The sequence below is a fragment of the Actinoplanes derwentensis genome, from assembly GCF_900104725.1.
Lineage (GTDB): Bacteria > Actinomycetota > Actinomycetes > Mycobacteriales > Micromonosporaceae > Actinoplanes > Actinoplanes derwentensis.
This window is the reverse complement of record NZ_LT629758.1, coordinates 103112-129620: the sequence shown is the minus strand read 5'-3', so window position 1 is coordinate 129620 and position 26509 is coordinate 103112. Positions and strand designations below refer to the sequence as shown.

22 protein-coding genes are annotated in these 26509 nt (G+C 69.5%); 13 read left to right on the top strand and 9 right to left on the bottom strand.

All coding sequences use genetic code 11. The features are described from left to right. The first annotated feature begins 166 nt into the window (after positions 1-166). Positions 167-388, top strand: a complete 222-nt coding sequence (locus BLU81_RS00600; RefSeq protein WP_092540611.1) for a PspC domain-containing protein — start codon at positions 167-169, stop codon at positions 386-388. A 41-nt stretch (positions 389-429) separates the two neighbouring features. After that, complete coding sequence (locus BLU81_RS00595) at positions 430-1086, top strand: hypothetical protein (RefSeq protein WP_092540609.1); 657 nt, start codon at positions 430-432, stop codon at positions 1084-1086. Here the strand turns inward: BLU81_RS00595 and BLU81_RS00590 are convergent. From BLU81_RS00590 to BLU81_RS00580, 3 genes are read right to left on the bottom strand one after another with little or no spacing between them, the layout of a single operon-like run. Further along, on the bottom strand, positions 1068-1655 hold the full coding sequence (locus BLU81_RS00590; RefSeq protein ID WP_092540607.1) for a TlpA family protein disulfide reductase: 588 nt from the start codon (positions 1653-1655) through the stop codon (positions 1068-1070). The two genes, BLU81_RS00595 and BLU81_RS00590, sit on opposite strands and share 19 nt — an antisense overlap. A gap of 10 nt (positions 1656-1665) precedes the next feature. Continuing rightward, positions 1666-3141 carry an NADH-quinone oxidoreductase subunit NuoF family protein gene (locus tag BLU81_RS00585; protein ID WP_092540605.1) on the bottom strand — a complete coding sequence of 492 codons (1476 nt, stop codon included), beginning with the start codon at positions 3139-3141 and terminating at the stop codon, positions 1666-1668. Continuing rightward, positions 3138-4907: a translation initiation factor III gene (locus tag BLU81_RS00580; RefSeq protein ID WP_092540603.1), complete on the bottom strand. Its 1770-nt coding sequence runs from the start codon at positions 4905-4907 to the stop codon at positions 3138-3140. The genes BLU81_RS00585 and BLU81_RS00580 overlap by 4 nt, the downstream gene beginning before the upstream one ends. Positions 4908-5289: 382 nt before the next feature. Here BLU81_RS00580 and BLU81_RS00575 point away from each other — a divergent pair, with 382 nt between their 5' ends. Then, a complete protein-coding gene (locus tag BLU81_RS00575) occupies positions 5290-6096 on the top strand; it encodes a hypothetical protein (protein ID WP_092540601.1) in 807 nt (268 codons plus the stop codon). An 86-nt stretch (positions 6097-6182) separates the two neighbouring features. Then, positions 6183-6788 (top strand): DUF3455 domain-containing protein, encoded by a 606-nt coding sequence (locus tag BLU81_RS00570; RefSeq protein ID WP_157751059.1) that lies wholly within the window; start codon positions 6183-6185, stop codon positions 6786-6788. An 82-nt stretch (positions 6789-6870) separates the two neighbouring features. Here BLU81_RS00570 and BLU81_RS00565 read toward each other — a convergent pair whose 3' ends face one another. Continuing rightward, complete coding sequence (locus BLU81_RS00565) at positions 6871-8664, bottom strand: glycoside hydrolase family 6 protein (protein WP_092540597.1); 1794 nt, start codon at positions 8662-8664, stop codon at positions 6871-6873. 260 nt (positions 8665-8924) lie between these two features. Here BLU81_RS00565 and BLU81_RS00560 point away from each other — a divergent pair, with 260 nt between their 5' ends. Further along, positions 8925-10469 carry a sensor domain-containing diguanylate cyclase gene (locus BLU81_RS00560; protein ID WP_092540595.1) on the top strand — a complete coding sequence of 515 codons (1545 nt, stop codon included), beginning with the start codon at positions 8925-8927 and terminating at the stop codon, positions 10467-10469. Between the two features lie 64 nt (positions 10470-10533). Continuing rightward, a complete protein-coding gene (locus BLU81_RS00555) occupies positions 10534-11340 on the top strand; it encodes a hypothetical protein (RefSeq protein WP_157751057.1) in 807 nt (268 codons plus the stop codon). A 124-nt stretch (positions 11341-11464) separates the two neighbouring features. Here BLU81_RS00555 and BLU81_RS00550 read toward each other — a convergent pair whose 3' ends face one another. Then, positions 11465-12607, bottom strand: coding sequence for an acyl-CoA dehydrogenase family protein (locus BLU81_RS00550; protein ID WP_092540591.1), 1143 nt, complete (start codon positions 12605-12607; stop codon positions 11465-11467). A gap of 44 nt (positions 12608-12651) precedes the next feature. On the opposite strand from BLU81_RS00550, the gene BLU81_RS00545 reads away from it, so the two are divergent. Together BLU81_RS00545 and BLU81_RS00540 are read left to right on the top strand one after the other, a co-directional pair. Next, the gene (locus BLU81_RS00545) at positions 12652-15606 is read left to right on the top strand and encodes a glycine--tRNA ligase (RefSeq protein WP_092540589.1); all 2955 of its coding nucleotides are present in this window, start codon (positions 12652-12654) and stop codon (positions 15604-15606) included. Between the two features lie 154 nt (positions 15607-15760). Beyond that, complete coding sequence (locus tag BLU81_RS00540) at positions 15761-16858, top strand: glycerophosphodiester phosphodiesterase (protein ID WP_092556378.1); 1098 nt, start codon at positions 15761-15763, stop codon at positions 16856-16858. 156 nt (positions 16859-17014) lie between these two features. On the opposite strand, the gene BLU81_RS00535 is transcribed toward BLU81_RS00540, so the two are convergent. The 4 genes from BLU81_RS00535 to BLU81_RS00520 all read right to left on the bottom strand — a co-directional run bounded on the left by BLU81_RS00535 (position 17015) and on the right by BLU81_RS00520 (position 21460). Then, positions 17015-17323, bottom strand: coding sequence for a hypothetical protein (locus BLU81_RS00535; protein ID WP_092540587.1), 309 nt, complete (start codon positions 17321-17323; stop codon positions 17015-17017). A gap of 13 nt (positions 17324-17336) precedes the next feature. Further along, the gene (locus tag BLU81_RS00530) at positions 17337-18572 is read right to left on the bottom strand and encodes an inorganic phosphate transporter (protein WP_092540585.1); all 1236 of its coding nucleotides are present in this window, start codon (positions 18570-18572) and stop codon (positions 17337-17339) included. Between the two features lie 192 nt (positions 18573-18764). Then, complete coding sequence (locus BLU81_RS00525; protein ID WP_092540583.1) at positions 18765-20060, bottom strand: aspartate aminotransferase family protein; 1296 nt, start codon at positions 20058-20060, stop codon at positions 18765-18767. 23 nt (positions 20061-20083) lie between these two features. Further along, positions 20084-21460, bottom strand: a complete 1377-nt coding sequence (locus BLU81_RS00520; protein ID WP_092540581.1) for an aminotransferase class I/II-fold pyridoxal phosphate-dependent enzyme — start codon at positions 21458-21460, stop codon at positions 20084-20086. Positions 21461-21649: 189 nt separating this feature from the next. On the opposite strand from BLU81_RS00520, the gene BLU81_RS00515 reads away from it, so the two are divergent. From BLU81_RS00515 to BLU81_RS00495, 5 genes are read left to right on the top strand one after another with little or no spacing between them, the layout of a single operon-like run. After that, positions 21650-22492: a nitrilase-related carbon-nitrogen hydrolase gene (locus BLU81_RS00515; RefSeq protein ID WP_092540579.1), complete on the top strand. Its 843-nt coding sequence runs from the start codon at positions 21650-21652 to the stop codon at positions 22490-22492. Then, positions 22489-23889 (top strand): dihydropyrimidinase, encoded by a 1401-nt coding sequence (gene hydA, locus BLU81_RS00510; RefSeq protein ID WP_092540577.1) that lies wholly within the window; start codon positions 22489-22491, stop codon positions 23887-23889. The genes BLU81_RS00515 and hydA overlap by 4 nt, the downstream gene beginning before the upstream one ends. A 12-nt stretch (positions 23890-23901) precedes the next feature. Continuing rightward, positions 23902-24900: a TIGR03842 family LLM class F420-dependent oxidoreductase gene (locus tag BLU81_RS00505; protein WP_092540575.1), complete on the top strand. Its 999-nt coding sequence runs from the start codon at positions 23902-23904 to the stop codon at positions 24898-24900. Next, positions 24897-25739 (top strand): ABC transporter permease, encoded by an 843-nt coding sequence (locus tag BLU81_RS00500; protein WP_092540573.1) that lies wholly within the window; start codon positions 24897-24899, stop codon positions 25737-25739. Before BLU81_RS00505 ends, BLU81_RS00500 begins: the two co-directional genes overlap by 4 nt. A gap of 5 nt (positions 25740-25744) precedes the next feature. After that, complete coding sequence (locus BLU81_RS00495) at positions 25745-26494, top strand: ABC transporter ATP-binding protein (RefSeq protein WP_231954912.1); 750 nt, start codon at positions 25745-25747, stop codon at positions 26492-26494. The last annotated feature ends 15 nt before the right edge of the window (positions 26495-26509 follow it).

The window sequence follows — 26509 nt, the reverse complement described above, 5'->3', positions numbered from 1 at the left end:
CCGAAGCGTGCCGCTCGCACTGTATAGGGCCGCGTCGCTACCCGGGTAGGCGGTCTCATGGGGATCCCCGAGTCGAGGATCGGGGGGAGACCCGATGCGCAAGTCCACGGACGGGGGACACCATGGAGTCATCAGTTCACACCGAGTGAAGGCAGGGATCCTCAAGATGAACGCCGTGCACGACTCTCTCGCTCGCCAGGGCCTGATCCGTCCCCTGCAGGGCCGGATGATCGCCGGCGTCTGCGCTGGCCTCGGCCGCCGGTTCGGCCTCGACCCGTGGATCGCACGACTGCTGTTCGTGCTGATCCTCTTCCTGATCCCGGGCAGCCAGTTCCTGGTCTATCCGATCCTCTGGTTCCTGATGCCCAACGAGAAGACCGCTTTCTGACCCGGCGGAACCCGGGACGTTCCGGCCGCGTCCAACCGGCCATGAAGCTTCCCGTCACGGCGGCCATCGTCACGGTGGCCGCCGTTCTGCTGTCCGCCTGCACCTCGGAGAAGGCCACGGTGGCCCCGCCGGTGGCCGCCGTGCCGTCCTCGGCGCCGTCCTTCGCCGGCCCACTGATCGGTGCCCGGTTCTTCGAGCCGATCCGGCCCGGCCCGGCGATGGATCTCAAACGGCAGCCCGCCACGCTGAAAGAGGCGTACGCCGAGGCCACCGCCGTGATCGAGGCCGACGTGACCGGGGTCCGGGTGGGCCGGACGATCGGCGACATGAGCACCGTGATCGTCACGCTGCGACCGGCCCGGGTGCTCCGCGGTGCGCTACGGCCGCAGATTCCGGCCGAGGTCGAGTTCGGACCGCTCTTCGACCCGAAGGACGTCGCCCGGGTCGCCGACCTGATGGATTCGTTCCCGCCCGCACGCGGGGTCTGGCTGCTGCGATGGCAGGGCCAGGGGCAGCGGAGACCGGCAGACCCGAAGCTCTACCACGTCGTCCACCCCAACTGCGGGATCTTCGTCCAGGACGCCGGCCACGTGCGGGCGCCGGCCGCGCAGGACGACACCTCGGGTTACGGGGCGCAGGCCGAGGCCGAACGCTTCGCCACCCTGGCCGAACTGGCCGATCACGCCGTCATGGCTTGAACCCGCTGGGTCAGCTGGAGGTCGTCCAGGTAACCCTTGTAGGTCTCCTTACCGTTCGCGTCGAGGAAGACGTACCAGCTCTGCTGCACGATCCCGAACCGTTTCCACAGCTTGCCGGGCGCGTCGTTCAGGTGCGGCACACCCTGCAGTTCGAAGTCGGCGACGAACCGCTTCATCTCGGTGTTCTTGCCCATCCCGGCGATTCCGAGGATCTGCAGCCGGTCCCCGTACTCGGTCTTGAGGTCGCCGATCGACTGTGCCTCGCTGGCGCAGGTGGCGCACCAGGGCGCCCAGAACCAGAGGATGGCGGGTTTGCCGGCCAGGCTCGCGGCGTCGAACTTCGCCCCCTCCAGGGTGGTCCCGGAGAAGGTGAGGTTCTTCGGCACCACCACAGTGGTGGGGGTGGCCGAGGGCACGGCGGCCGGGGACGGGCCGGCCGCCGGCGCCTGGGCCGACGAGAGGGACACGGGAGACGCGACGGGTGCGGTGCCACAGGCGGCAGCCGCGATCGCGGTGGTCAGAGCGATCAAGACCAGCTTGGGTACGCGTACCAGCTCGCGTTTCCTCATGTCACCTTCGTCATCTCGTCGGGGTCGGCTCGGTCAGGCGCAGGGCCAGAGCCGGGCAGACGTTCACCGCCTTGCGCGCGCCGTCTTCGAGCCACGGCGGCAGGGGCGTCTGGGGGAACGCGGGGAACCCGTTGTGGTCCAGCCGGATGATCTCCGGGGCCACCGCCGAGCACAGCCCGTGACCGTCGCAGCGGGACCAGTCCAGGGCGAGCTTGCGCGCGCCCTTCTCGGCCGTGTACGGCAGCGGCAGGATGCCCTTGACGGACTTGCCACAGCCCTCGCCGTTGGCGTGCGCCTCGACGTCGGCCTTGAACACCTCCAGGGCGGAGAGTGCGAACCGGCCGGTGCCGTCCGGGTGGCTGCACGCGCCGCGGCCCTTGACCAGACCGGCCGCCTGCCGCACCTCCTTGACCGCGTTGCCGCCGAGCGCCACCAGGGTCACCGCGCGGGCCAGGTCGGGCAGGCCGATGCGGCACGGGCCGCACTGACCGGCCGACTCGCCGGCGAGGTACTGCACGACCTGGGCGACCTCGCCGATCGGGCACGTCTTCGAGCCGATCGGGATCAGCATCCCGGCGCCCAGGGTTCCGCCGACCTTCGCGAACCCCTTGCGGGAGATCTTGATGGTCTTCGCCTGCTCGGCGGTGACCCACTTGCCGTGGTAGCCGCCGACCAGCAGTCCCGGGCCGATGTCGGCGCCGCACATCTCCAGCACCTCCATGAGCGGGGTGCCACTGGGCGCCTCGACCACGGCGGGGGCCGTCGCGGAGCCGCCGACGGTGAGCATCACCGTGCCGGGCTCCTCCGGCATGCCGACCGCGTTGTACTCCCACGGCCCGAGCCGGGCCGCGATGGCCAGCTGTGAGTACGTCTCCGCGTTCGACAGCAGGGTGGGCAGGCCCATCACGCCGTTCTCGCTGGACCGGACCTTGCGGCCGGGCGGGATGTGCGCCTCGCCGTTGATGCCGCGGACCAGCGCGCCACCCTCACCGGAGATGAACCGGTGGGGCACCACGACGATCCGGGTCGGGCAGGGCATCTTCCGTTCGGCCAGCGCCGCCGCCAGGGATTCCTGACCGACACCGTCGTCGGCGACCCCGATGACGATCTCCTCGGCGTCCAGGGCGGCGGCGGCCAGGGCCGCGCCGTCCAGGATCAGGTGCGGGCCGCGGGTGAGGACCGCCTTGTCCTTCCACGAGGGCGGCTCGCCCTCGGTGGCGTTGACGACGATCACCGGCGGCAACTCCTGCCGGCGGCAGGAGTCGACCACCGCGCGCACCTTACGGGCGAACGGGAAGCCGGCGCCGCCACGACCACGCAGTTCGATGCGGTCGGCGAGACCGATCAGCTCCCCCGAGGAGAGTGCCGCGAACCCGCCGTGCACCTCCTGGTGGGCCAGCAGGTCGAGGCGGCCGTACTCGTCGAAACCAGCGGTGATGCGGGGTGTGCCGACCGCCGTGACCGGCGGAACCTGAGCCTCACTCACTTCGAGTCACCGCGCAGCTGCGAGAAATAGCCGTCGTCGCTGTCGTCCCGGCCGCGGCGGCCGTCGCGGCCACCACCGCCGTCCGGCTCAGCGCGGCGGGCGCGCCGTGAACCGGTGTCGACGAGTGTCGGGCTGTCGTCGACCGGAGCGTCGCCGAAGTCGACGAACTCGCTGCGGCTGGGCCGCCGGGGCGGCTCCTCGCGGCGGGGCGCCTCCTCGTAGCGGGCCGACCGGGCACCACGGGGTGCGGGGGTGTCGTCGTACCCGTCGTCGGCACGGCGGCGGCCACTAGGGCGCGCGTCGTACTCCGGTTCCGGGTCACGGCGACGTGACCGCGGGGCCGGTTCCTCGTCCTCGAAGCGGGGACGGACCCGGGATCCGGTGGACTCCATGTCGTCCTCGAAACGGGGACGCTGGCGGGCACCGGTGGACTCCATGTCGTCGTCGTAGCGCGGGCGGGCCCGGGATCCGGTGGTCTCCATGTCGTCCTCGTAACGGCGCATCCGCGTGCTGGTGGACTCCAGGTCGTCGCGGCGCATCCGGGTGCCGGTCGACTCGACCTCGTCCCGGCGGCGCGACCGCGGGGCCGGCTCGTCGTCCTCATAACGGCGGGCACGGGGGGCCGGTTCGTCGAAACGGTCCTGGGGGCGACCGCCACGGGACCGCGGGGCCGGTTCGTCGTCGTACCGGTACCGGTCGTCCTCGAGGTCCCGGCGCGACATCCGGGTCTGGGTGTCGTACCGCTCGTCGTCCTCGACGGCCCGGCGCGGCCGGGGTGCGGGTGCCTCCAGCTCCGGCTGGCGGGCGGCGCGGGGCGCCGGCACCTCCTCGACCGGCAGGGGCTCCGGAATCGGGGCGATCGGAGCAGCCGGGGGCGGCGGCGGAGCGTCCATGCTCCAGGACTGGGTGACCTGCCCGGCGGCGCCACCGGCCGGGGCCAGCAGGTCGACGGCGGGTTCGGCCCGGCGGGTGGCCTGCGGGCGACGGATCGGTGCCGTGGCGGTGGGGACCAGGGTGCCGGTCTCGTTCGACTTGACCGCGCCGACACCGGCCGGTGAGGCGAAGTCCTTACGGCGGTTGAGGCTGACCGAGAGCCGGACGGCCAGGCCGACCAGCACACCGAGCACACAGACGACGTAGCTGACGATGACCCAGGTGGCCGCGGGGCGGCCGGCGCCGAGACCGTGCAGCAGCGCGATCGGCCAGATCAGGTAGGAGATGGAGTGGATGCCACGCCACATCCAGGGCTTGCCGCGGCCGATGAACTTGGCGCGGGCGAGACCGGACCACATCACCAGCACCATCACCCATCCGGAGATGGTGCCCATGCCGACCCAGCCCTCACGCCCGTCCACCAGGAACGGGATGAAGATGTCGACGATACCGATCAGGCCCTCGGAGAACTTCGCCCAGACGTGCACGAAGAGGCCGCTGACCGCGATCACGCCAGTGGTGCGATGTGCGGACTGCAGCAGCACCCGCTGGCGGATGCTGAGGACCAGGCGGTCGGTGGCGACCAGTCCGATCATGATGGTGATGGACAGCGACACCAGGGCGATGACGCCCATGTAGTAGCTGAGGTAGATGAAAAGGATGTAGTACCCGACGCGACCCGGACCGGTCATCATCGCGACCGCCCAGACGGCGGCGACGATGCACACGATGAGCAGGGCCACCGCACCCTTCGGTACGGAACGCGCACCGGTGGATCCGACGTCGACCGCCACCCGGGTGGGGGCTGCCTTGTTGTTCTTCGAGCGGGCCATGGACTCCTCGTTTTCCTTGGTGCGGTCACGTCCCGTGGGCGGTGGGACGCCGGCGTCCGTGGGGAACGCCCCGCGCTCAAGCTCTGCGCTGAACCCGGTCCCGGCGGTGCTTTCCCCTGCATGCCGCGGACCGTGTCCTGCCCCGGATTACGTGCCGGGCCCGGGTTCGGATGAACACCGTCCGAATTTTTTGCGTAGTCGTCCGATTACTTTCCGCGCAGGCCTGCTGAGCTGGGCAGATGCGCAGAAGGTTGCCAGCTTAAGGAAAAAATAAGGATGACGCCAGAAGTGACCCGGGCCACCCTCTGAACCTTTCGCGCGTCCGGGGCGAACTAAGTAATGCAGGCGAATGTACTGAGCTGCCCTGGGAAGGGGGATCGTCATGCGACACCGGATCACCGCGCTCTCCGGCGCGGTAATCGCCGGCGCCGTACTGAGTGCGGTGCCGTACGCGGCACCGGCCTCGGCTGACGAGCGGGGTTTCAGCGTGCGAGTGAGCGCGCCCGGCGACTTCACGGTCGGCCGGGACGCGGAGACCCTGACCGCCGTGGTCACCTCGGAGAACCGGCGCTGCCGCAAGGTGCGCTTCGTGTTGCTGATGCGCACCCGGATCGACGCGGGCCAGGCGCGGGTCACCCGGGTCGAGGAGGCCGGGCCGTTCGCGACCACCGACCGGACCGAGGGCACCACGAGCACGTTCGTGGACAACGAACTGGACCCGGGCGAATCCTGCCGGGGCCGCACGCTCACCGGCCGGTGGCAGGTCGCGTTCGACGGCCCGGACGGCGGTGACGTGCAGTTCGAGGTGCGCGCCTTCGACGAGCAGAACACCCTGTTGACCGCGGCCGGCGCGTCCGCCGAGGTCGAGGGCGGCCGGGAGGCCGAACCGGAACCGGAGCCGTCGGAGTCCGAGTCCGAGGAGGCCGCCGAACCCGAGGAGAGCGAGGAGGCCGCACCGATCGTGGAGGAGAGCGAGCCACCACTGGCTCCCAGCGACACCGACAACGCCGACGCGGCTCTGATCGCCAACGAGTCGGCTCTGCTCGGGCCGGGCCTGATCATCGGCGGGATCTGCGTGTTCCTCGGGGTGATGCTGCTGTTGCGGCTGCGGTCCCGGTCCCGGCAGACCCGGATCGCCGAACAGTCACCGCCGACCGGCTTCTACTCGGCGCCGGGGTCGTACCGGTAGGGTGATTTCCCATCACAACGGTCCTCCCCCGGGCCGGTGGCCGTTAGCGTGAGAACGCAGCGTCACCGTCCATAGGGGAGGACTCCGTGACACTTGTCCGGCGTAACGTCAAGGTAGCCGCCGTGGTCGGCGGTCTCGCGCTCGTGTCCATCGGTGTGCCGGCGGGCGTCTCGTTCGCCGGGACCGACCGGGTCCCGGTGGCCGCCCGGCCGCCCACCACCCAGGCCGACAACTTCGGCGTGGACCCGCGGGTGCCGCCCGAGCTGGCGCCGCCACCCGGGCACACGATCCACGCGGTCCTCAAAGCCAAGGGCGTTCAGGTGTACGAGTGCCGCACCGGCGCCTGGGCCCTGCTCGAACCGGCCGCCTCGCTCACCGGTGTCACCATGCACCCGGTGAAGAAGGTGACCGCCCTGCACGTGCGGGGGCCGAGCTGGCAGTCGGACCAGGACGGCTCACTGCTGGAGGGCGACGGGACCTCGGCGATCCGAGTGCCCTCCGAGCACCCGGACAGCATCCCGCAACTGCGGATCACCACGAGGCTCGCGCGCGGTGGCGGCCTGTTCGGCCGGGTCACCTACATCCAGCGGCTGGACACCGTCGGCGGGGTGGCGGCCGGGGCGTGCACCGGCACGTCGACGACTGCGGTGCCGTACCGGGCGGTCTACCGGTTCTTCACCGCCACGCCCTGAGCCCGCCAGCCCTGAGCCCGCCGCACACCGCGAACCGGCCGGCACCCGTGACGGGTACCGGCCGGCCGGTCGTACTGGTGGATCAGAGCGCCGGGTAGGCGTTCGCCATCAGCTGCGAGAACTGCGCCGCGAACCAGGCCCCGGAGATCGGAGCGCCGGCCAGCGCACCCGACATGCTGTTGCCGTTGCGGGCGTTACCGGTGTAGGTCGGGTCGCACATCCGGTCGAAGCCTTTGCCCTCGTCGTTCGGGATGAGGGTGCTGGAGCCGTCGGACTCGCCCGGCGGCTTCACCCAGACGTAGGCGTCGATCCCGGCGGCCGGAGCCGCGGTGGGACGCTCGCCCAGACCGGCACCGGACTGGTTGCACCAGTTGCCGGCGTGGATCCGGCGGTCGATGCGGGACTCGTTGACGAAGGTGTCGACGTTCGTGCTGGTGCTCGCCGCGGTGGGCCGGGCCGAACCGCCCCAGCCGTTGCGGGACGTGTCGATCAGCATGCCGATCCCGGCGTCGAAACCGATCGAGACCAGCTTGGTACGGAAGCCCTGGGCGAACGAGAGCTCGTCCACGTACTGGTTCCAGTCGACCCACTTGGACTGGCGTACCGAGGTGCCGTTGACGTTCGTACCGATGGTGAAGAAGGTCTCGCGAAGCGCCGAGTAGTTGGCCGTGTTCGTGATGAACCCGTGCACGTTCTTCACGTTGCCCGAGGCCTGGGCGGCCTGGAGCATGATGTCGGCGGTCGGGCCGAAGTTCGAGTCCCAGCCGATCCAGCCGTGGTGGGCGGCGTCGACGTAGTTGTAGGTGTTGGCGAGCGCGCCCAGCTTCTGCAGCGCGTAGCCGATGCCCTGGACGTAGCCGCCGTTCGCCTTCATCGTGTCGCAGGCCGCCGTGGCACCCGCTGCGCTGCCCACGTTGGTGACCAGGTTCGGCAGCGAGTCGATCTCGACGATGTTGATGATCCGCAGACTCGCGTACTTGGCGTCGGCCTGGATCGCGGCGATCGGGTCGACGTACTCGGTCTTGTACCTCGGCAGTTCGGCCGGGCCGAGTTCACCGTTGGAGGCGAGCGCCGCGCAGTCGCGTCCGGGCAGGTTGTAGATGACGAACTGGATGTAGCCGGCGCCCTGCGCCAGAGCCGCGTCCAGGTGGGCCCGGACACCCATCGAGCCGTTGGAGCTGCTGTCGCTGGTGCCCGCGATCGCGGCGATCCGGTCGATCCAGACCGCGGTCGGGTTGTTGGAGACCCGGCTGCCGCCGGTCACCGATTCGGCCTTGGCCTTCCACTCCGGGTTCACATAGCCCCGGGCCCCGGCGTACGGGTTGTCGACCTTGTTACCCGCGGGCGGGTTCGACGTCGACGGGGACGGGCTGGTCGACGGGGACGGGCTGGTCGACGGGGAGGTGCTGGTGGAGGGGGAGGTCGACGTCGACGGGGAACTCGACGGCGAACCGGTCGAACCGGTGCAGACCGTGCCGTTGAGGGAGAACGACGCGGGAGCGGTGTTGGTACCCGAGTAGTTGGCGTTGAAGCCGAAGGTGGCGGTGCCGTTGGTGGGCAGCGAGGCCGCCCAGGTCGGGTTGACCGCGGTGACGGCCGTCCCGCTCTGGGTGACCGTGGCGCTCCAGGCCTGGGTGATCGTCTGGCTGCCCGGCCAGGTCCAGGTCAGGCGCCAGCCGCCGGTGATCGCGTCGCCGAGGTTGGCGACGGTGACGTTGCCGGTGAATCCGTTGCTCCACTGGTTCACCGAGTAGTCGACGCGACAGCCGGCCGCGGCGCTGGCACTGGTAGCGACGGCGACGGCACCCGAAGCGGCGACGACTCCGACGGCGGCAGCGGCGGTGAACGCCCTGGCGCGAGTGGGGATGGGTCTCATCAGAAGGCTCCTCGAGACGGGGACGGCGTGGGAGCACGCCGGGGAACGGCCGGCCAACACATCGGTGGGGATCGCTGGCCGATGTGGACAGCTTTGCATGGGAGCGCTCCCAGCGCAATCACTCCGAAACAACGAGGCAACTGAGAGTTCATGCCCCCGCGACATGCGAGGCGGGTGTCCCGATGAACCGCACCCATATTGCGACCCTCAACTCGTGCCCGGTGACTCAACCCAGGCCCGGCGATGCCGACCCTAGTGCCATGAGCGTGGGCAGCGAGATGCAGACTGCCGGTCCCGAGGTGGAAGGGGCCGGCGGCCAGATCATGATGCCGGACCGGCACGGACTGTTGCTGGCCGAACTGGTGGCATTCATGACCAAGGACACCCCCTCGGTGCAGCACGTCCTCGACCTGACCGCCCCGCACCTGCGGGCGATCGCCGGGCTGACCGCCGCCACCGTGTTCGAGCTGGACTCGGAGACCGGCATGATGACGGTCAGCGCCCGGATCGGTGAACCCGGCCGGCGCGACCAACTAGTCGCCGGCAAGGTGTTCCGGGCCCCGGCCGGCGGCAAACCGGTGGTCAACGGCGAACAGATGTCGGTCCGGCTGCGCATCGGCGGGCAGACCGTCGGCGTACTGCTGCTCACCGGCCCGGCCCTGGACCAGCTACAGCTCGACACCGTCTCGACGATGGCCCTGCACTTCGCCACCACCCTGCAAGGGCTGGCGGCGGAGAAGCAGCGGCAGTTCGTCGCGCACAGCAGCGCCACCATCCGGGAGATGTTCGAACAGGGCATGAACGCCGACGACGTGGAATCGGCGGCGGAACTGCTGGCCCGCTCGTGTGCGACCGCGTTCCGCACCGAACACGCCGCACTGCACCTGATCGACGCCGAAGGCCGGATCCGGTACGTGCACGGGGTCGGATTCCCCGAGGAGACCCTGCGGTCGGTGACCGGGAACCTGCTGGGCCAGGCCGCCGCCGACTCCCCGGTGTGGCGCAACGCCGCCGAGAAGGGCGAGCCGATGCTGGTCGCAGACGCCGGCGCCACGAAGGTCCGGGCCGGTGGCCTGATCCAGTCGATCGGTTTCCAGTCGTTCATCGCGATGCCGCTGATGTCCGGGCAGGGCCCGGTCGGCATCGTGATGTGCGGCGACTCCAGCGGCACCCGGGACTGGACCGCCCAGGACCGGATCTTCGCGCAGCAACTCGCCTTCGAAGGCACCCTGATCATGGACAGTGCCCGGATGCGGGAAGCCGCCGCGGTACACATGAGCGAACTGACCCGGCAGGCGAACCACGACTCGCTGACCGGTCTGCCGAACCGCAAGATGCTGCTGGACCGGGCCGAGTCCGCGGTGGAGATCGCCTCCGGCACCGGCACCCGGGTGGCTCTGCTGCTGCTCGACCTGAACGGGTTCAAGCAGGTCAACGACACCATCGGCCACCACGCCGGTGACGTACTGCTGCAACTGGTCGCCAAACGCCTGCAGGGTGTGGTGCGGCGGCCCGACCTGGTGGCCCGGCTCGGCGGTGACGAGTTCGCGGTGCTGCTGACCGGCGACCCGGACCATGCGGCGGCGGCCTCGGTCGGCACCCGGATCTGCGAGCGGCTGCGGGAACCCTTCGACATCGAGGGCGAGCCGGTACGCATCGGCGCCAGCATCGGCGTCGCCCTGTTCCCGGAGCACGGCACCGAGGTGACCGAGCTGATCCGGGCCGCCGACACCTACATGTACCAGGCCAAGCGCGGTGGAGGCGGGGTGTGCCTGGCGGAGAGTCAACCGGTCATAAGCGATTGACCACGCATTCCACCCTGGTAGTTTTCGGTTTAAAGATCATGAAACTACCCCATGGGAGGACAAGGTGGGCAGTACTCGTTTGCTCATTGCCGGCGTCACTCTGGCCATGACATTGACCGGCGCCACCCCGGCCGCGGCGACCCCGATCGCGGCACCCGCGACCGGGATGGTGCCCGGCGTCGCGCCGGTTCCGGACCCCGAGATGGACTTCACGGTCACGCCGCGGGAGGCGACCCCCGGCACCACCGTGGTGCTCAGCGGCGTCGCCGGGATCCTCGACCGGAACAGCGGCAACGCCGGCCGGGTCGACTTCTACTTCCTCAAGGCGAAAAAGGGCACCCCGGTGCTGCTGGGGTCGACCACCGCGAGCAGTTCGGGCAAGTTCCGGTGGGTCACCAAGGCGACCGCCTCCGGTGACTACAGCGCCGAATACCGCCACCAGAAACAGGAGATCGTCGCCAGCGCCTCCGACTACCTGACGGTCTACACCCATCGCGTCCACGATCAGATGCTCTACTCGTGGACCGCGAGCAAACTGTCCTGCCTGCCGTCGTGCAAGACGGTCGGCCCGGAACAGTTCGTCGACCCGGCACCCGTGCACGTCGAACTGACCCGGGACTGCCTCCAGCCGAGATCCGGTGGCCGGATCGGGTTCGCCCGCGACGCCAAGAGCGCCTTCACACCGGGCGCCCCCGGCTGGCGGGACTTCCCGGAAGGCCGGGGCCCCGCCTCGTTCGACCTGAACCCGGGCCTCACCAAGGGCCGCTTCTACTTCGAGTGGACCAGCGCTCCCGCCCCGCAGGGCGAACTGACCTCGTGCAACCTGTCGTTCACCGCCTCCCAGAAGGTCCTCCGCAAGGAATACCTCTGACCGCTCCCGTGATCGCGGGCCGGCCGCACCGGCCCGCGACCGGCTCAGCCCACGACCGGCTCAGCCCACGACCGGCTCAGCCAGCGACCGGCTCAGCCAGCGACCGGCTCAGCCAGCGACCGGCTCAGACGAAGGCTCCGTGGCCGGTGATGGCCCGGCCCACGATCAGCGAGTTGATCTCACGGGTGCCCTCGTACGAGTACAGCGCCTCCGCATCGGCCACGAACCGCCCGATGTCGTATTCCAGCACGATGCCGTTACCGGCCAGCAACTCCCGGGCCCAGCCCACCACCTCGCGCATCCGGGTCGTGCAGTAGGCCTTCGCCAGCGCCGAATGCTCATCCTTGTAGACGCCCGCGTCCTGCAGCTGGGCGAGACGCACACACATACCCATCGACGCGGTCACGTTGCCGACCATCCGCACCAGCAGATCCTGCACCAGCTGGAACTTGGCGATCGGCCGGCCGAACTGCTTACGCTCCCCGGCATAGGCCAGAGCGATCTCGTACGCCGCGAGCATCACCCCGACCGACTGCCAGGCCACCCCCGCCCGGGTCTGCTGCAGCACCCGCGCGGTGTCCTTGAACGAACGGGCCCCCTGCAGCCGATCGGCCTCCGGAACCCGCACCCCGGCCAGCTCGATGTCGGCGTTCTGCACGATCCGCAACGCGATCTTGTTCTCGATCTTGGTGGCGGTGAACCCGGGCGTACCCTTGCCCACCACGAACCCCTTGACCTGATCGTCGGCCTCGTCCCGGGCCCACACCACGGTCAGGTCGGCGAAGGTGGCGTTACCGATCCAGCGCTTACGCCCGTTCAGCACCCACGTGTCACCCTCACGCCGGGACACCGTCCGCAGACCGGCCGCCACGTCGGAACCACCGGTCGGCTCGGTCAGCGCGAACGCCCCGACCTGCTCGAACGACGCCATTGACGGCAGCCAGCGCTCCTGCTGCTCCGGCGACCCGCACTCCTGGATGCTGCCCATCGCCAGCCCGGCGTGCACCCCGTAGAACGTGGCCATCGACGCGTCGGCGTGCCCCATCTCCAGAGCCAGCCAGCCGTCCAGCAAGGACGACCGTTTCACCCCGGCCAGACCCAGCCCGGCGAACTGCTTGATCAGGTGAAACGGGAACTCGGCCCGCGCCCAGTACTCGTTGGCGATCGGTGTCACCTCGGCGGAGAGGAACTCCCGCACCCGCATGACGGTGGCGGTCTCCTCATCCGTTAGGAGGTCCTGGAAGCTGTAAAGGTCTCCGGCGAGCATATTGCGTACCTACCCCCGTACGGGCACACCTAGACTTCGGTCCCATGCTCACCATGCAGGACGCACTGGCCCGGTTGACCACGTATTGGACAGATCAGGGCTGCCTGGTCGTCCAGCCGATGAACACCGAGGTCGGCGCCGGCACCCTCAACCCGGCGACCTTCCTGCGGGTACTCGGCCCGGAACCGTGGCACGTCGTCTACCCCGAACCCTCGGTACGCCCCGACGACTCCCGTTACGGCGAGAACCCGAACCGCCTCCAGACCCACACCCAGCTCCAGGTCATCCTCAAACCCGACCCCGGCAACTCGCAGGAGCTCTACCTCGGCAGCCTCGCCGCCATCGGCATCGACGTCGCCGCCCACGACGTGCGTTTCGTCGAGGACAACTGGGCCGCCCCCGCCGTCGGCGCTTGGGGACTGGGCTGGGAAGTCTGGCTGGACGGGCTGGAGATCACCCAGTTCACCTACTTCCAGCAGGTCGGCGGGCTCAACCTCGACCCGGTCAGCGTGGAGATCACCTACGGCATCGAGCGCATCATCATGGCGCTGCAGGAGAAGACCCACTTCAAGGAGATCGAGTACGCCCCCGGCGTCAGTTACGGCGAAGTCTTCGGCCAGTCCGAGTACGAGATGTCGCGCTACTACCTCGACGACGCCGACGTCGACACCAACCGGAAACTGCTGGAACTCTACGCCGGTGAAGCCCAGCGCATGATCGACGCGGGACTGCCGGTACCCGCCCACACCTACGTCCTCAAATGCTCGCAAGCCTTCAACGTGCTCGACTCCCGCGGCGCCGTCTCCACCTCCGACCGGGCCACCGAGTTCGCCCGGATGCGACGCCTCGCCGGCGAGGTCGCCCGGCTCTGGGTGGAACGCCGCACCGAACAGGGCCTGCCCCTCGGCACCGTCACCCCACGGGAACCGGCCCGGCCCGCCGCCACCGTCCAGACCAGTGACAGTGAACGCACCCTGGTCTTCGAGATCGGCACCGAAGAACTGCCGCCGGCCGAACTCCGCTCCGCCCGCGACCAGGTGAAACGACTCCTCGCCGACGGGCTCGCAGGCACCCGCCTCGGCCACGGCGACATCCGCGTCTTCGGCACCCCACGCCGGCTCATCGCCGTCGTCACCGCGGTCGCCGCCCGCGAAGAAGACTACGTGCGCACCGTCCGCGGACCCAAAGCCCAAGCGGCGTACGGCCCCGACGGCGCCCCGACGAAAGCCCTCGAAGGCTTCACCCGTGGACAAGGGGTGACAGTCGCCGATGTCGAGGTCGAGGAGCTCGGCGGCGTACCCCACGTGGTGGTCAAGAAACACGAAGCCGGGCGCGCGGCACCCACCGTGCTCGCCGACGTGCTCGCGACTGTCGTCACCGGGCTGCGCGCCGCCAAGAACATGCGGTGGAACGACCCGAAACTGTCCTTCAGCAGGCCGGTCCGCTGGCTGACCGCGCTCTGGGGCGACGACGTCGTGCCGGTGGCCGTCTCCACCCTCGCCGCCGGGCGCCGCACCCGGCTGCTGCGCACCGCCGTGCCGCCGCACGCCGACGTCGACTCGGCCGAGACCTTCATCGAGACCCTCGGCGTCAACGGGATCGTCGCCGACCACGAGGACCGGCGGGAACTGATCGTCGTCGGCGCGCAGGACCTCGTCTACCCGGACGGCCGGATCGACGTCAACGGCGAGGCCGCGCTCATCGACCAGATCACCGACCTGGTGGAACAGCCGTTGCCGCTGCTCGGCACCTTCGACGAGAGTTACCTGTCGCTGCCGGACGCGGTCCTCACCACCGTCATGCGCAAACACCAGCGTTACCTTCCGGTGCGCGACGCGGACGGGGCTCTGCTGCCGATGTTCGTCACCGTCGCCAACGGGCCCGTCGACGTGGAACTCGTGCGCTCCGGAAACGAAGCGGTGCTGCGGGCCCGTTACGAGGACGCGGCCTTCTTCTACCGCGCCGACCTCGCGACCCCGATCGCCGAGATGAAAGCCCACCTGAACCGCCTCACCTTCACTGACAAGCTCGGCTCGATGGCCGACCGGGCCGCCCGCATCTCGGCCCTTGCACTGTCTATCGCCGACCGCCTCGACATCGGTTCACCCGTTCTCACCCGAGCCGCCGAACTGCTGAAATTCGACCTCGGCTCGCAGCTCGTCACCGAGATGACCAGCCTCGCCGGAGTGATGGCACGCGACTACGCACTGCACGCCGGCGAGGACCGGCCGGTGGCGCAGGCCGTCTACGAGGCGGAACTGCCCCGCAACACCGGCGACCTGCTGCCGGCCTCGGTCCCCGGCGCGCTGCTGTCGCTGGCCGACCGCCTCGACCTGGTCACCGGCCTGGCCGCCACCGTCGGGCTGCCCACCGGTTCCAGCGACCCCTTCGCGGTCCGGCGCGCCGTCCTCGGCCTGCTCGCGGTGCACCGCAACACCCCGGCCCTCGCCGGGTTCTCGCTGCTCGACGGTCTCGAACTGGCCGCCGGCGCCCAGCCCGTGCCGGTCTCCCCCGAGATCCGCACCGCCGCCGGCGAGTTCCTCGCCAAACGCCTGGAGCAGGTGCTCACCGAAGAAGGCCAGCCCATCGACCGGGTACGGGCGGTGCTGCCCCACGCGGCCCGTCCCGCCCTCGTCGACGTGCTGCTCGGCCAGCTGGCCACCGCGGTCACCGACCCGGGCTTCCTGTCCGTCGCGGCGGCCGTCCAGCGCTCCCGGCGGATCGTGCCGGCGGGCACCGCGGCCGGCTACGACCCGTCGGTCCTCAAGGAACCGGCCGAACTGGCACTGCACGAAGCCGTCAGTGCGGTACCCGCCTTCACCGACGTCTCGTCCTTCGTCAACGCCACCCAAGGCCTGGTCGAGCCGGTCGGAACGTTCTTCGACGAGGTTTTCGTGATGGCCGACGACCCGGCGCTGCGAGCCGCCCGTCTGGGGCTGCTCGCCACCGTCCGCGACCTCGGCGACGGGCTCCTCGACTGGGACCACCTGCGGCTCTAGGCTCCCGGCTCCGCGCAAGGTATGTCCGGTTACGACCATTGACCCGTCGTTTGCGGACACGCCACGAAGACGTCGCCTGGACGACGGATCGATCACGTCGACTCAGCATCGACATCCGGCGACATCCGCCGGAGATCGATCCGTGGAGGAGAACGTGGCAGATCGCCGTCAGGTGCTGCGCTTCGGTGCCGTCGCCGCCGCCGCTCCGGCACTGACCGGAGCGGCATCCGCCCCCGCGTGGGCCGCCGACCGCGGCCCCAGCCGGACCAGGCCGCTGGTGGTGGGGCACCGGGGCGCGTCCGGCTACCGGCCCGAACACACCCTCGCGTCGTACGAGCTGGCCGCCCGGCTGGGCGCCGACTACATGGAACCGGACCTGGTCGCCACCAAGGACGGTGTCCTGGTGTGCCGGCACGAACCGGAGATCGGCGGCACCACCGACGTGGCGGCCCGGCCCGAGTTCGCCGGCCGCAAACGCACCGTCTCGCTGGACGGAGTCAGCGTCACCGGCTGGTTCACCCACGACTTCACCCTGGCCGAACTCAAAACCCTCCGGGCGACAGAGCGGATCCCGGCGGTACGGCAGCGGAACACGCTGTACGACGGGCGCTTCGAGGTGCCGACCTTCCAAGAGGTGCTGGACCTGCGTAAACGGCTGTCGAAGGAACTGGACCGGGAAGTGGGTGTCTTCCCGGAGACCAAGCACCCCACGTACTTCCGGCGGCTCGGTCTGGAACTGGAGAAGCCGCTGGTGCGGGTCCTACGGCGAAACGGGCTCGACCGGCGGGGTGCGAAGGTGTTCATCCAGTCGTTCGAGGCGGTGAACCTGCGGGCGCTCGCCGACGAGCACCGGGTCGAGGTGCCGCTGGTGTTCCTGACCGGGGCGGCCGGCTCGCCGTTCGAGGATCCGCGCAGCTACGCCGACTACCTGACGCCGGCTGGTCTGAAGGAACTCTCGCAGTACGTGGACGGTCTCGGGCCGGAGAAGGGGCAGATCATCCCGCGGAAGGCGGACGGCGCACTCGGGTCGCCGACTCGCCTGGTCGCAGACGCGCACGGGGCGGGCCTGACGGTGATCCCCTACACGTTCCGGGCCGAGAACTCGTTCCTGCCGGCCGAGTTGCGGGTGGGCACGGATCCCGCGGCGTACGGAAAGGCCATCGACGAGCAGGTGACGTTCCTGCGCACCGGAATCGACGGCTTGTTCACCGACAACCCCGACATCGGAGCCCTGGCCCGAACACTGCTCTAACCCACCCGAGCCAGCCACACCCGTTCCAGCGGCTAGCCGCACCCCAACTGCCTTCCGACCAGCCCCACCCCAGCTGTTTTTCCGGCCAACCACACCCCGCCGATTTTCGGCTAGCCGTAAACAAGAGGGGCTTGGTGGGGTGGGGGCGGGCGGGGACTACTTGGCCACGATCAGCGGGTAGATGTGGGAGAAGTCCAGCTTGTAGCCGAACCCGCTCGCCACGATGAACGTAAGCCCGAGCAGCACCCCGACCACCACGACCGCGAAGAGCGCATACCCGAGCGCCGTCCCGACCGGCCTCCGGTCGGCAGGCGTGACGCCGGTGGCGTCGACGGCGGCCGCGCCGGCCCCCCACGCGAGGGAGCGGATGCCGAGCGCGAAGAGGATGGGCAGGCCGGCACCGAGGACCAGGCCGGCGATGAGGACCTGCCAGGCGCCGTCGAGGGCGTAACCGAGGTTGTGCATTTCGAGAAGCCCTTCAGTTGGCTACGACGGCGGGAACGGACGGGGTGGTGGCAGCGGCGGGGGCGGGGGTGCCGTCCCAGTCGTCGTTGACGTTCTCGTGGTCGACCCGGCCGTTGCGGGACCGCAGGTACATCGCGATCGAGGCCAGGACGAGCAGGGTGACGACGACGAGGGCACCGGCGGTGCCGCCGACGGTGTCGCCGATCCAGTACATGGCCGCGCCGACGATTCCGGCGGCGGGCAGGGTGATCATCCAGGCGAGGACCATCCGGCCGGCGACGCCCCAGCGGACGGTGGCGCCGGGGCGGCCGAGGCCGGAGCCGATGACCGAGCCGGTGGCGACGTGGGTGGTGGAGAGTGCGAAGCCGAGGTGGCTGGACGCGAGGATGACAGCGGCGGCGCCGGACTGCGCGGCGGTGCCCTGCGGCGGGACGATGTCGGTGATGCCCTTGCCGAGGGTGCGGATGATGCGCCAGCCGCCGAGGTAGGTGCCGAGCGCGATGGCGAGGGCGGCGGAGACCTTCACCCAGAGGGGGATGTTCTCCAGGTCGTTCCAGTGCCCGCTGGCGATGAGGGCGAGCGTGATGACGCCCATCGTCTTCTGCGCGTCGTTGGTGCCGTGCGCCAGGGAGACCAGCGAGGCGCTGCCGATCTGGCCCCAGCGGAAGCCTTTGTCGGTGAACCGGGCTGCGACTCCGGCGGTGATCTTGAAGATCACCCAGGTGCCGAGGGCGGCGACGGCACCGGCGATGACTGGGGAGATGAGGGCGGGGAGCAGGACTTTGCCGACCACGCCGTCGAGCTTGGAGCCGTCGCCGTTCCAGTTGACGCCCGCGACGCCGAGGCCGGCGAGGGTGGCGCCGACGAGGCCGCCGAAGAGGGCGTGGGAGGAACTGGACGGTAGCCCGAGGAGCCAGGTCAGCAGGTTCCAGACGATGCCACCGACCAGGCCGGCCAGGATGATCAGCAGCAGGGTGCTGCCGCCGTCGGCGAGGAGTTCCGCCTTGGGGGCGCCGCTCTTGTCCTGGATCTTGACCACGGCGTTGGTGACGGTCAGTGCGACTTCCACCGAGAGGAAGGCCCCGACGAGGTTCAGGACGCCCGACAGGGCCACGGCTGTCTTGGGCCGGAGCGCCTTTGTCGCGATGGAGGTCGCCATCGCGTTGGCGGTGTCATGGAACCCGTTGGTGAAATCGAAGGCTAGGGCCGTGATGACCACCAGCGCCAAGATCACGGATGTTTCTGTCACGTCGTGATCGTGACCGAGTTACGAGCCCACTGCCAGAGGCGGAACGGGACATGTACAAGGTTCCGCCTCCGTTAACCTCCCGTTTTCCAATTTTGAACGCTGCGCAATCAAGTGACTACGCAGCGTCTACGTCAACAACCTTCAGATGAACTTTGCTTTAGCTATGCGCCAGCTATAAAAGGTACAAAACACTCATAGAGTACGAATCTCCGTGTCCGCCGTCATGACCGCTTCACTCAAGATCGCCAGCCCGTCGCGAGCCTCCGCTTCGGTGAGTGTCAGCGCCGGACCGATTCTGATCACGTTGCCGTAAAGGCCGCCCTTGCCGACCAGCAGACCGTTCTGCCGGCAGAGGTCGAAGACCCGCGCGGTCACGGCCGGGTCCGGCTCGGTGGTCCCGGGCCGGACGAACTCCAGCCCGATCATCAGCCCCCGGCCCCGCACCGCAGCCACGATCGAGGTGTCCAGGGCGCGCAGCCCGTCCAGCAGGATCGTGCCGACCCGCTTGGCGTTGCCCTGCAGGTCGTGGTCGAGCACGTAGTCGAGGACCGCGTTGCCGGCCGCCGTGCTGATCGGGTTGCCGCCGAAGGTGGCGAAGCTGATGGCGGGCACCGCATTCATCACCTCGGCCCGGCCGATCACACCGCCGAGGGCGTATCCGTTGCCGATGCCCTTGGCGAAGGTGATCAGGTCCGGGACGACGTCGTGCGCCTGGTAGCCCCAGAAGTGGTCGCCGGTCCTCCCCCAGCCGGTCTGCACCTCGTCGGCGATGAGCAGGATGCCGCTCTCGTCGAGGACTTTCCGGTACGCCCCGAGCAGCCCGTCCGGCCCGTGCACGAAGCCGCCGACGCCCTGGATCGGCTCGGCGATCAGCGCGGCCACGTCGCCCGCGGTGACGGTGGCGAGGACCTCGCGCAGGTCGTCGACGGCGGCGTCGATCAGGTCGGTGTCGCCGAGTCCGGCCATCCGGCCGCGCAGCCGGTCGGCGGACGCCAGCCAGTTCACCGAGAGCGGGCTGAGTGAGCTGGACGACCAGGAGCGGTGCCCGGTGATCGCCATCGTGCCGAACGTACGGCCGTGGTAGCTGTTCTTGATCGCCAGGACCTGGTTGGACCGGCGCACGTTGGTGGCCATGAGCAGGGCGGACTCGTTGGCTTCGGTGCCCGAGTTGGTGAAGAAGACGCGGGCGTCCGGGATGCCGGAGATCCGGGCGATCTTCTCGGCGAGTTCGACCTGCTGCCGGATCAGGTAGAGGGTCGAGGTGTGCGCGACGCCGGTGCCGATCTGACTGCGGACCGCGTCGCTGATCTCGGCGATGTCGTAGCCGATCATCGTGGTCAGCACGCCGCCGAAGAAGTCCAGATAGGTGCGCCCGGTGGCGTCGGTGACCCGCCGCCCGCTGCCGGAGACGATCTCCAGGGCGTCCTCGCCGTAGTACACGGGCATCCAGGTCGGCATCACGGCACGGTGCCGGTCGAGCAGACTCATCGTGTTTCCTTTCCGGAACTTACTTACCGCCAGCCGGGCGGGTGGGCGAGCCCACGCCGGCCGCTGCCACGGGTGGTGGGGAAGGTGGCCGCCGCGAGCACGTCGGCCAGGTCGTCGTAGCCGTCGGCGACCAGTCCGGCGGTGATCCGCAGGTGGTCGCTGTCGAGCGGGGTCACGCAGAACGGGGCGCCGGGCGCCGCCGCGACACCATGGGCGGCCAGGGCCACCAGGGCGTTCTGCTGGTCGGGGACCTCCATCCAGAGGTTGATCCCGTCGGCTGCCATCGCGTTCACACCGCGAGCATGCAGGGCTTTCAGGAGCGAGGAGCGGCGTTCGGCGTACGCGGAACGGGCTGCTGCCACCCGCGCGACGGTCCCCGGGTCGGTGAGCAGGTCGAGCAGCACGCCCTGGAGCAGCCGGCTGGACCAGCCGGGACCGAGCAGTCTGCGGTCGGCGACCGCGCTGAGCACGTGGCCGGGCCCGCCGACGGCGGCGAGGCGCAGGTCGGGGCCGTGGCTCTTGGAGAAGCTGGCCACCCGGACGGTCCGTTCGGGCAGGTAGCGGCCGAGGCTGACGACCGGGGCGGTGGCGATGTCGCCGGCGTGGTCGTCCTCGACCAGCAGCAGGTGCGGTGCTTCGAGGAGGACGTTCGCCAGTAGTGCCGCGCGGGCGGCGTCCATGCTGGTGCCGGTGGGGTTGTGGGCGCGCGGCTGGAGGAAGAGGGCGACCGCGCGGTAGTCGCGGATGGCCTTCTGGAGGGCGTCGGGGATGATCCCGGCGGAGTCCATCGGTACGCCGATCACGGTGGCGCCGACGGCTTGGAGCAGGTCGAGCAGGGGCGGGAAGGCGGGGTTCTCGACGAGCACGTGGTCGCCGTAACGCAGGACGGCGCCGGCGACGCGGTCGAGGGCGTCCATCGCACCGTCGACGACGGTCAGTCTCTCCGGCGGGTACGGCCACCCCTGCAGCAGCAGGGTCTCCAGTTCGGGGAGCACCGGGACGTCGAGGTAGCTCCCGGACCAGCGGCCGTCGCCGATGCGGCGCAGTGCCTCGCTCAGGTCGGGCAGCAGCAGCGGGTCGGGGACGCCGGTCGACAGGTCGCGGGGCAGGTTGAGCCGGGCGCCGCTGAGCTGCGCGTACCGGAGCCGGGCGCGGGGTGGCAGCGGCCCGGAGACGAAGGTGCCGGATCGGCCTCGCGTGGTGATGGCACCGGCGAGGATGAGGTTGCGCCACGCCTCGCTGACCGTGGTCGGGCTCACGCCGAGCCCGCTGGCGACCACTCGGACGGTGGGCAGCCGGGCGCCCGCGGGCAGATGGCCGGACGTGATCAGCCGGCTCACGGCGGCCGCGATGCCCCGGGCGCTTCTGTCCTGAACCGCCCCGGTGATCAGGGTCAGCAAATTATCGTCTCCGAAACATTCCGTAACGTACGGGCAATTGTTCGCCTCAATGTGTGTCGTTAGTGTCCTACGGCATCCGGCGCTTACAAGCAAGACCTGGCGCAGGACCTATAACGAGGAGTAAACACACGATCACAGGCGCTTCATGGCGCACTGCGCGTGCGAGAGATCAACGAGAGAGGGGCCGCTATGACGACCGGAGTCGTCCGCGCCGCCCTCGTCCAGACCACCTGGACGGGCGACAAGGAATCCATGATCAAGGTTCACGAGGATTACGCTCGCGAAGCCGCCGCCCAGGGCGCGAAAGTGATCTGTTTCCAGGAACTCTTCTACGGCCCGTACTTCTGCCAGGTCCAGGACGCCGCGTACTACGAGTACGCCGAGTCCGTCCCCGGTCCGACCACCGAGCGTTTCCAGGCACTCGCCGCGGAGCTGGGCATGGTCATGGTCCTGCCGATGTACGAGCAGGAGCAGCCGGGTGTCCTCTACAACACCGCCGCCGTGATCGACGCCGACGGTGAGTACCTCGGCAAATATCGCAAGCACCACATCCCGCAGGTCAAGGGGTTCTGGGAGAAGTTCTACTTCCGGCCCGGCAACCTGGGGTATCCGGTGTTCGACACCGCGGTCGGCAAGGTCGGCGTCTACATCTGTTACGACCGGCACTTCCCGGAGGGCTGGCGGGCTCTCGGCCTGAACGGCGCGCAGATCGTGTTCAACCCGTCGGCCACCAGCCGGGGTCTCTCCTCTTACCTGTGGCAGCTGGAGCAGCCGGCCAGCGCGGTCGCGAACGAGTACTTCATCGGCGCCATCAACCGGGTCGGTGTCGAGGATCTGGGTGACAACGACTTCTACGGGCAGACGTACTTCGTCGACCCGGAGGGCAAGTTCGTCGGCGAGGTGGCCGACACCCACAATCCGGAGCTGGTGATCCGGGACCTGGACCTGAACCTGCTGAACACGGTCCGGGACCGGTGGCAGTTCTACCGGGACCGCCGGCCCGACTCGTACGACGGGCTGGTGGCACCGTGACGTTGCTGATCAAGGGCGGGACCGTGGTCGGGCCGGTCGGCGCGATCAAGGCGGACGTCCTCATCGACGGTGAGACGATCACCGCCCTGTTCGCGCCGGGCACCGCGCCGGAGATCGCGGACACCATCGACGCCACCGGGAAGTACGTGATCCCGGGTGCCGTGGACGCGCACACCCACATGGAGCTGCCGTTCGGCGGCACGCACGCCAGCGACACGTTCGACACCGGCACCAAGGCGGCGGCGATCGGCGGCACCACCACGATCATCGACTTCGCGGTGCAGAAGACCGGTGAGGTGATCCAGGACGGCCTGGCCGCCTGGCACGGTAAGGCCGAGGGCAACTGTCACATCGACTACGCCTTCCACATGATCATGGGCGGGGTCGACGACGAGTCGCTCAAGGCCATGGACTACCTGGTCGCCAACGAGGGCATCAGCAGTTTCAAGCTGTTCATGGCGTACCCGGGTGTCTTCTACTCCGACGACGGTCAGATCCTGCGCGCGATGCAGAAGGCCCGTGACAACGGCGCCATGATCATGATGCACGCGGAGAACGGCCCGGCCATCGACGTGCTGGTCAAGCAGGCCCTGGAACGCGGCGAGACGGATCCGATCCACCACGGCCTGACCCGGCCGCAGGAACTGGAGGCGGAGGCCACCAGCCGGGCGATCTGGCTGGCGTCGGTGGCCGCCGACTGCCCGCTCTACATCGTGCACCTGAGCGCGTCCAAGGCCCTGGAGCAGGTGGCGCGGGCCCGCAACGAGGGCAAGAACGTCTTCGCCGAGACCTGCCCGCAGTACCTGTACCTGACGTTGGAGGACCAGCTCGGCGCGCCCGGTTTCGAGGGTGCCAAGTGGGTCTGTTCGACGCCGCTGCGCAGCAAGCACGAGACGCACCGGGCCGATCTGTGGCAGGGCCTGCGCACCAACGACCTGTCGGTGGTGTCGACCGACCACTGCCCGTTCTGTTTCAAGGACCAGAAGGAACTGGGCCGCGGCGACTTCTCCAAGATCCCGAACGGTATCGGCAGTGTCGAGCACCGCGTCGACCTGCTCTACCAGGGTGTCGTCGAGGGAAAGCTGTCGCTGAGCCGCTGGGTGGAGACGATCGCGACCACCCCGGCCCGGATGTTCGGGCTGTTCCCGCGCAAGGGTGTCATCGCGCCCGGTTCGGACGCCGACGTGGTCATCTACGACCCGAACGGGCGGACCCGGATCAGCGCCGAGACCCATCACATGAACATGGACCATTCGGCCTGGGAGGGCTGGGAGATCGACGGCAAGGTCGACACGGTCCTCTCCCGCGGCGAGGTGATCGCCTCCGGTGGCGAGTACACCGGGCGGGCCGGCCGTGGCCGGTACGTCAAACGCGGCCTCAGCGACTACCTGATCTAGGAAGGGGCGGGTATGGACATCGGTGTCGTCTTGCAGAACGACCCACCCGCGCTGGAGATCGTCGAGTGGGCGAAGAAGGCCGAGGCGGCCGGCTTCAGCCATTTCTGGACGTTCGACTCGCACGTGCTCTGGCAGGAGCCGTTCGTCGTCTACTCGGCGATCCTGGGCGCCACCGAACGGATCGTGGTCGGGCCGATGGTGACCAACCCGGGCACCCGGGACTGGACGGTCACCGCGTCGACCTTCGCGACCCTCAACGAGATGTACGGCAACCGGACGGTCTGCGGCATCGGCCGTGGCGACTCGGCGCTGCGGGTCCTCGGGCTCACCCCGCAGACGCTCGGCCAGTTGCGCGAGAGCGTCCTGGCGATCAAGGGCCTGGGCAACGGGGAGAAGGTCACGGTCCGCGGGCAGGAACTCCAGCTCGCGTGGGCCGCCGACAGCCGCCTGCCGGTGTGGGTGGCGGCGTACGGCCCGAAGGCCCTGGCCATCACCGGCGAGGTGGGTGACGGTTTCATCCTGCAGCTCGCCGACCCGGACATCGCCGAGTGGATGATCAAAGCGGTCCGGAAAGCCGCGGCCGGCAAGGGGCGAGACCCGGACGCCATCAAGTTCTGCGTGGCGGCCCCGGCCTACGTCGGCGACGACCTCGACCATCAGCGGGAGCAGACCCGCTGGTTCGGTGGCATGGTCGGCAACCACGTGGCGGACATCGTGGCGCGCTACGGATCGTCCGGAGCGGTCCCGCAGGCTCTCACCGACTACATCAAAGCCCGCCAGGGGTACGACTACGCGGAGCACGGTCGCGCCGGCAACAGTCACACCACGTTCGTACCGGACGAGATCGTCGACCGGTTCTGTGTGCTCGGCCCGGTGGAGAGTCACCTGAAGAAGCTGGCGGAGCTGAAGGAGCTGGGCGTCGACCAGTTCGCCGTCTATCTCCAGCACGACGCGAAGGCCGAGACCCTCGCCTCCTACGGCGAACACGTCATCCCGGCGTTCTCCTCGTGAGGCGCGTCCTCTCGGTGCTCGCCGGTCTGATCGCGGCCGCGCTCGTCTGGGAAGGCTACAAGGCGGCCGGCGATCCCGAGGGGACGGTGCTGTTCGGCGTGCGGGTGCTCCCGCGCGCCGACGACCTCTCCATGCCCCACCTGTGGACGATCGTGCAACGGCTGGCCGATCCGGAGATGACCGGCGGCCGGCCGGTGTGGCGGGTGGTCCTCGACGCGTGCGTGTTCACGCTCGGGATCACCGCGGCCGGGTTCCTGGTGGGGGCGGTGATCGGGCTGCTCCTGGCAGCGGCCATGCAACGTTTCCGGATCGTCGAGCGGGGCCTGCTGCCGTACGTCATCCTGTCCCAGACCGTGCCGCTCGTCGCTCTCGCCCCGTTGATCGCCGGGTGGGGCGGCACGCTGATGCCGCCGTGGGCGACCGTGGCGGTGATCGCCGCCTACCTGGCGTTCTTCCCGGTCGCGGTGGGCATGCTGCGCGGGCTCCAGTCGCCGGCCGACAGCGGTGTGGAACTGATGCGCAGTTACGCGGCCGGCTGGTGGCGCACGCTGGTGAAACTGCGTTTCCCGGCGGCGCTGCCCTACCTGTTCCCGGCGTTGCGCCTGGCCGGCGCGGCGGCCGTGGTCGGCGCGGTGGTCGGGGAGATCTCGACCGGTACGCGCGGCGGCATCGGCCGGCTGATCATCGAATACTCGCGGGAGGCCACCTCGGATCCCGCCAAGGTCTACACGGCGATGATCGGCGCGGCCCTGCTCGGCCTGCTGGTCGCCGGTTTCGTCTCCCTTCTCGAACTGCCGCTGATGCGGCACCGGCGCCATGTGGAGGTGGTGACGCTTTGACCGCGGTGGTCGTCGACCAACTGACCAAGATCTTCAATCAGGGTCGTACGGATGAGGTGCTCGCCCTCTCCGACGTGGATCTGACCGTCGGTGACGGCGAGTTCGTGTCGCTGATCGGTCCGTCGGGTTGTGGCAAGAGCACGCTGCTGCGGCTGATCGCCGACCTGATCGAGCCGACCACCGGCACGATCACCGTCGCCGGGAAACCGGCCGCGCAGGCCCGCCGCGAGCAGGAGTACGGCATCGCCTTCCAGCAGGCCGGTCTCTTCGAGTGGCGAACCGTGCGCCGCAACGTCGAACTGCCCCTGGAACTGCGTGGCGTGCCCAAGAGCGAGCGCAAGGCCAAGGCGGAACAGATGCTGGAGTTGGTCGGGCTGGCCGACTTCGCCGGGCACTACCCCGGTCAGCTCTCCGGCGGCATGCAGCAGCGGGTCGCGATCGCCCGCGCTCTCGCGGTCCAGCCGCCGCTGCTGCTGATGGACGAACCGTTCGGTGCCCTCGACGAGATGACCCGCGAACGCCTGCAGTCGGAACTGCTCGGCATCTGCGCCACGACCGGCACCAGCACCGTCTTCGTCACCCACTCGATCTCCGAGGCGGTGTTCCTGTCCGACCGGGTGGTCGTCATGTCGGCCCGGCCCGGCCGGATCACCGCGTCGATCGAGGTGAAACTCCCCTCCCGGGACGAGGTGGGACGGCAGGCTCCGGTCTACTTCGAAAAGATCACTGAGGTACGTCAGGCGCTGCGCTCATGAGCGAGCTTGCGAGCG

What these genes read in the sequence shown, in the direction of transcription:
- BLU81_RS00505 (WP_092540575.1), top strand. Translation starts at nt 23,902, where the DNA reads ATGGACATCGGTGTCGTCTTGCAGAACGACCCACCCGCGCTGGAGATC.
- BLU81_RS00550 (WP_092540591.1), bottom strand. Translation starts at nt 12,607, where the DNA reads ATGCTCGCCGGAGACCTTTACAGCTTCCAGGACCTCCTAACGGATGAG.
- BLU81_RS00560 (WP_092540595.1), top strand. Translation starts at nt 8,925, where the DNA reads ATGAGCGTGGGCAGCGAGATGCAGACTGCCGGTCCCGAGGTGGAAGGG.
- BLU81_RS00565 (WP_092540597.1), bottom strand. Translation starts at nt 8,664, where the DNA reads ATGAGACCCATCCCCACTCGCGCCAGGGCGTTCACCGCCGCTGCCGCC.
- BLU81_RS00535 (WP_092540587.1), bottom strand. Translation starts at nt 17,323, where the DNA reads ATGCACAACCTCGGTTACGCCCTCGACGGCGCCTGGCAGGTCCTCATC.
- BLU81_RS00515 (WP_092540579.1), top strand. Translation starts at nt 21,650, where the DNA reads ATGACGACCGGAGTCGTCCGCGCCGCCCTCGTCCAGACCACCTGGACG.
- BLU81_RS00545 (WP_092540589.1), top strand. Translation starts at nt 12,652, where the DNA reads ATGCTCACCATGCAGGACGCACTGGCCCGGTTGACCACGTATTGGACA.
- BLU81_RS00590 (WP_092540607.1), bottom strand. Translation starts at nt 1,655, where the DNA reads ATGAGGAAACGCGAGCTGGTACGCGTACCCAAGCTGGTCTTGATCGCT.
- BLU81_RS00595 (WP_092540609.1), top strand. Translation starts at nt 430, where the DNA reads ATGAAGCTTCCCGTCACGGCGGCCATCGTCACGGTGGCCGCCGTTCTG.
- BLU81_RS00600 (WP_092540611.1), top strand. Translation starts at nt 167, where the DNA reads ATGAACGCCGTGCACGACTCTCTCGCTCGCCAGGGCCTGATCCGTCCC.
- BLU81_RS00580 (WP_092540603.1), bottom strand. Translation starts at nt 4,907, where the DNA reads ATGGCCCGCTCGAAGAACAACAAGGCAGCCCCCACCCGGGTGGCGGTC.
- BLU81_RS00575 (WP_092540601.1), top strand. Translation starts at nt 5,290, where the DNA reads ATGCGACACCGGATCACCGCGCTCTCCGGCGCGGTAATCGCCGGCGCC.
- BLU81_RS00525 (WP_092540583.1), bottom strand. Translation starts at nt 20,060, where the DNA reads ATGAGTCTGCTCGACCGGCACCGTGCCGTGATGCCGACCTGGATGCCC.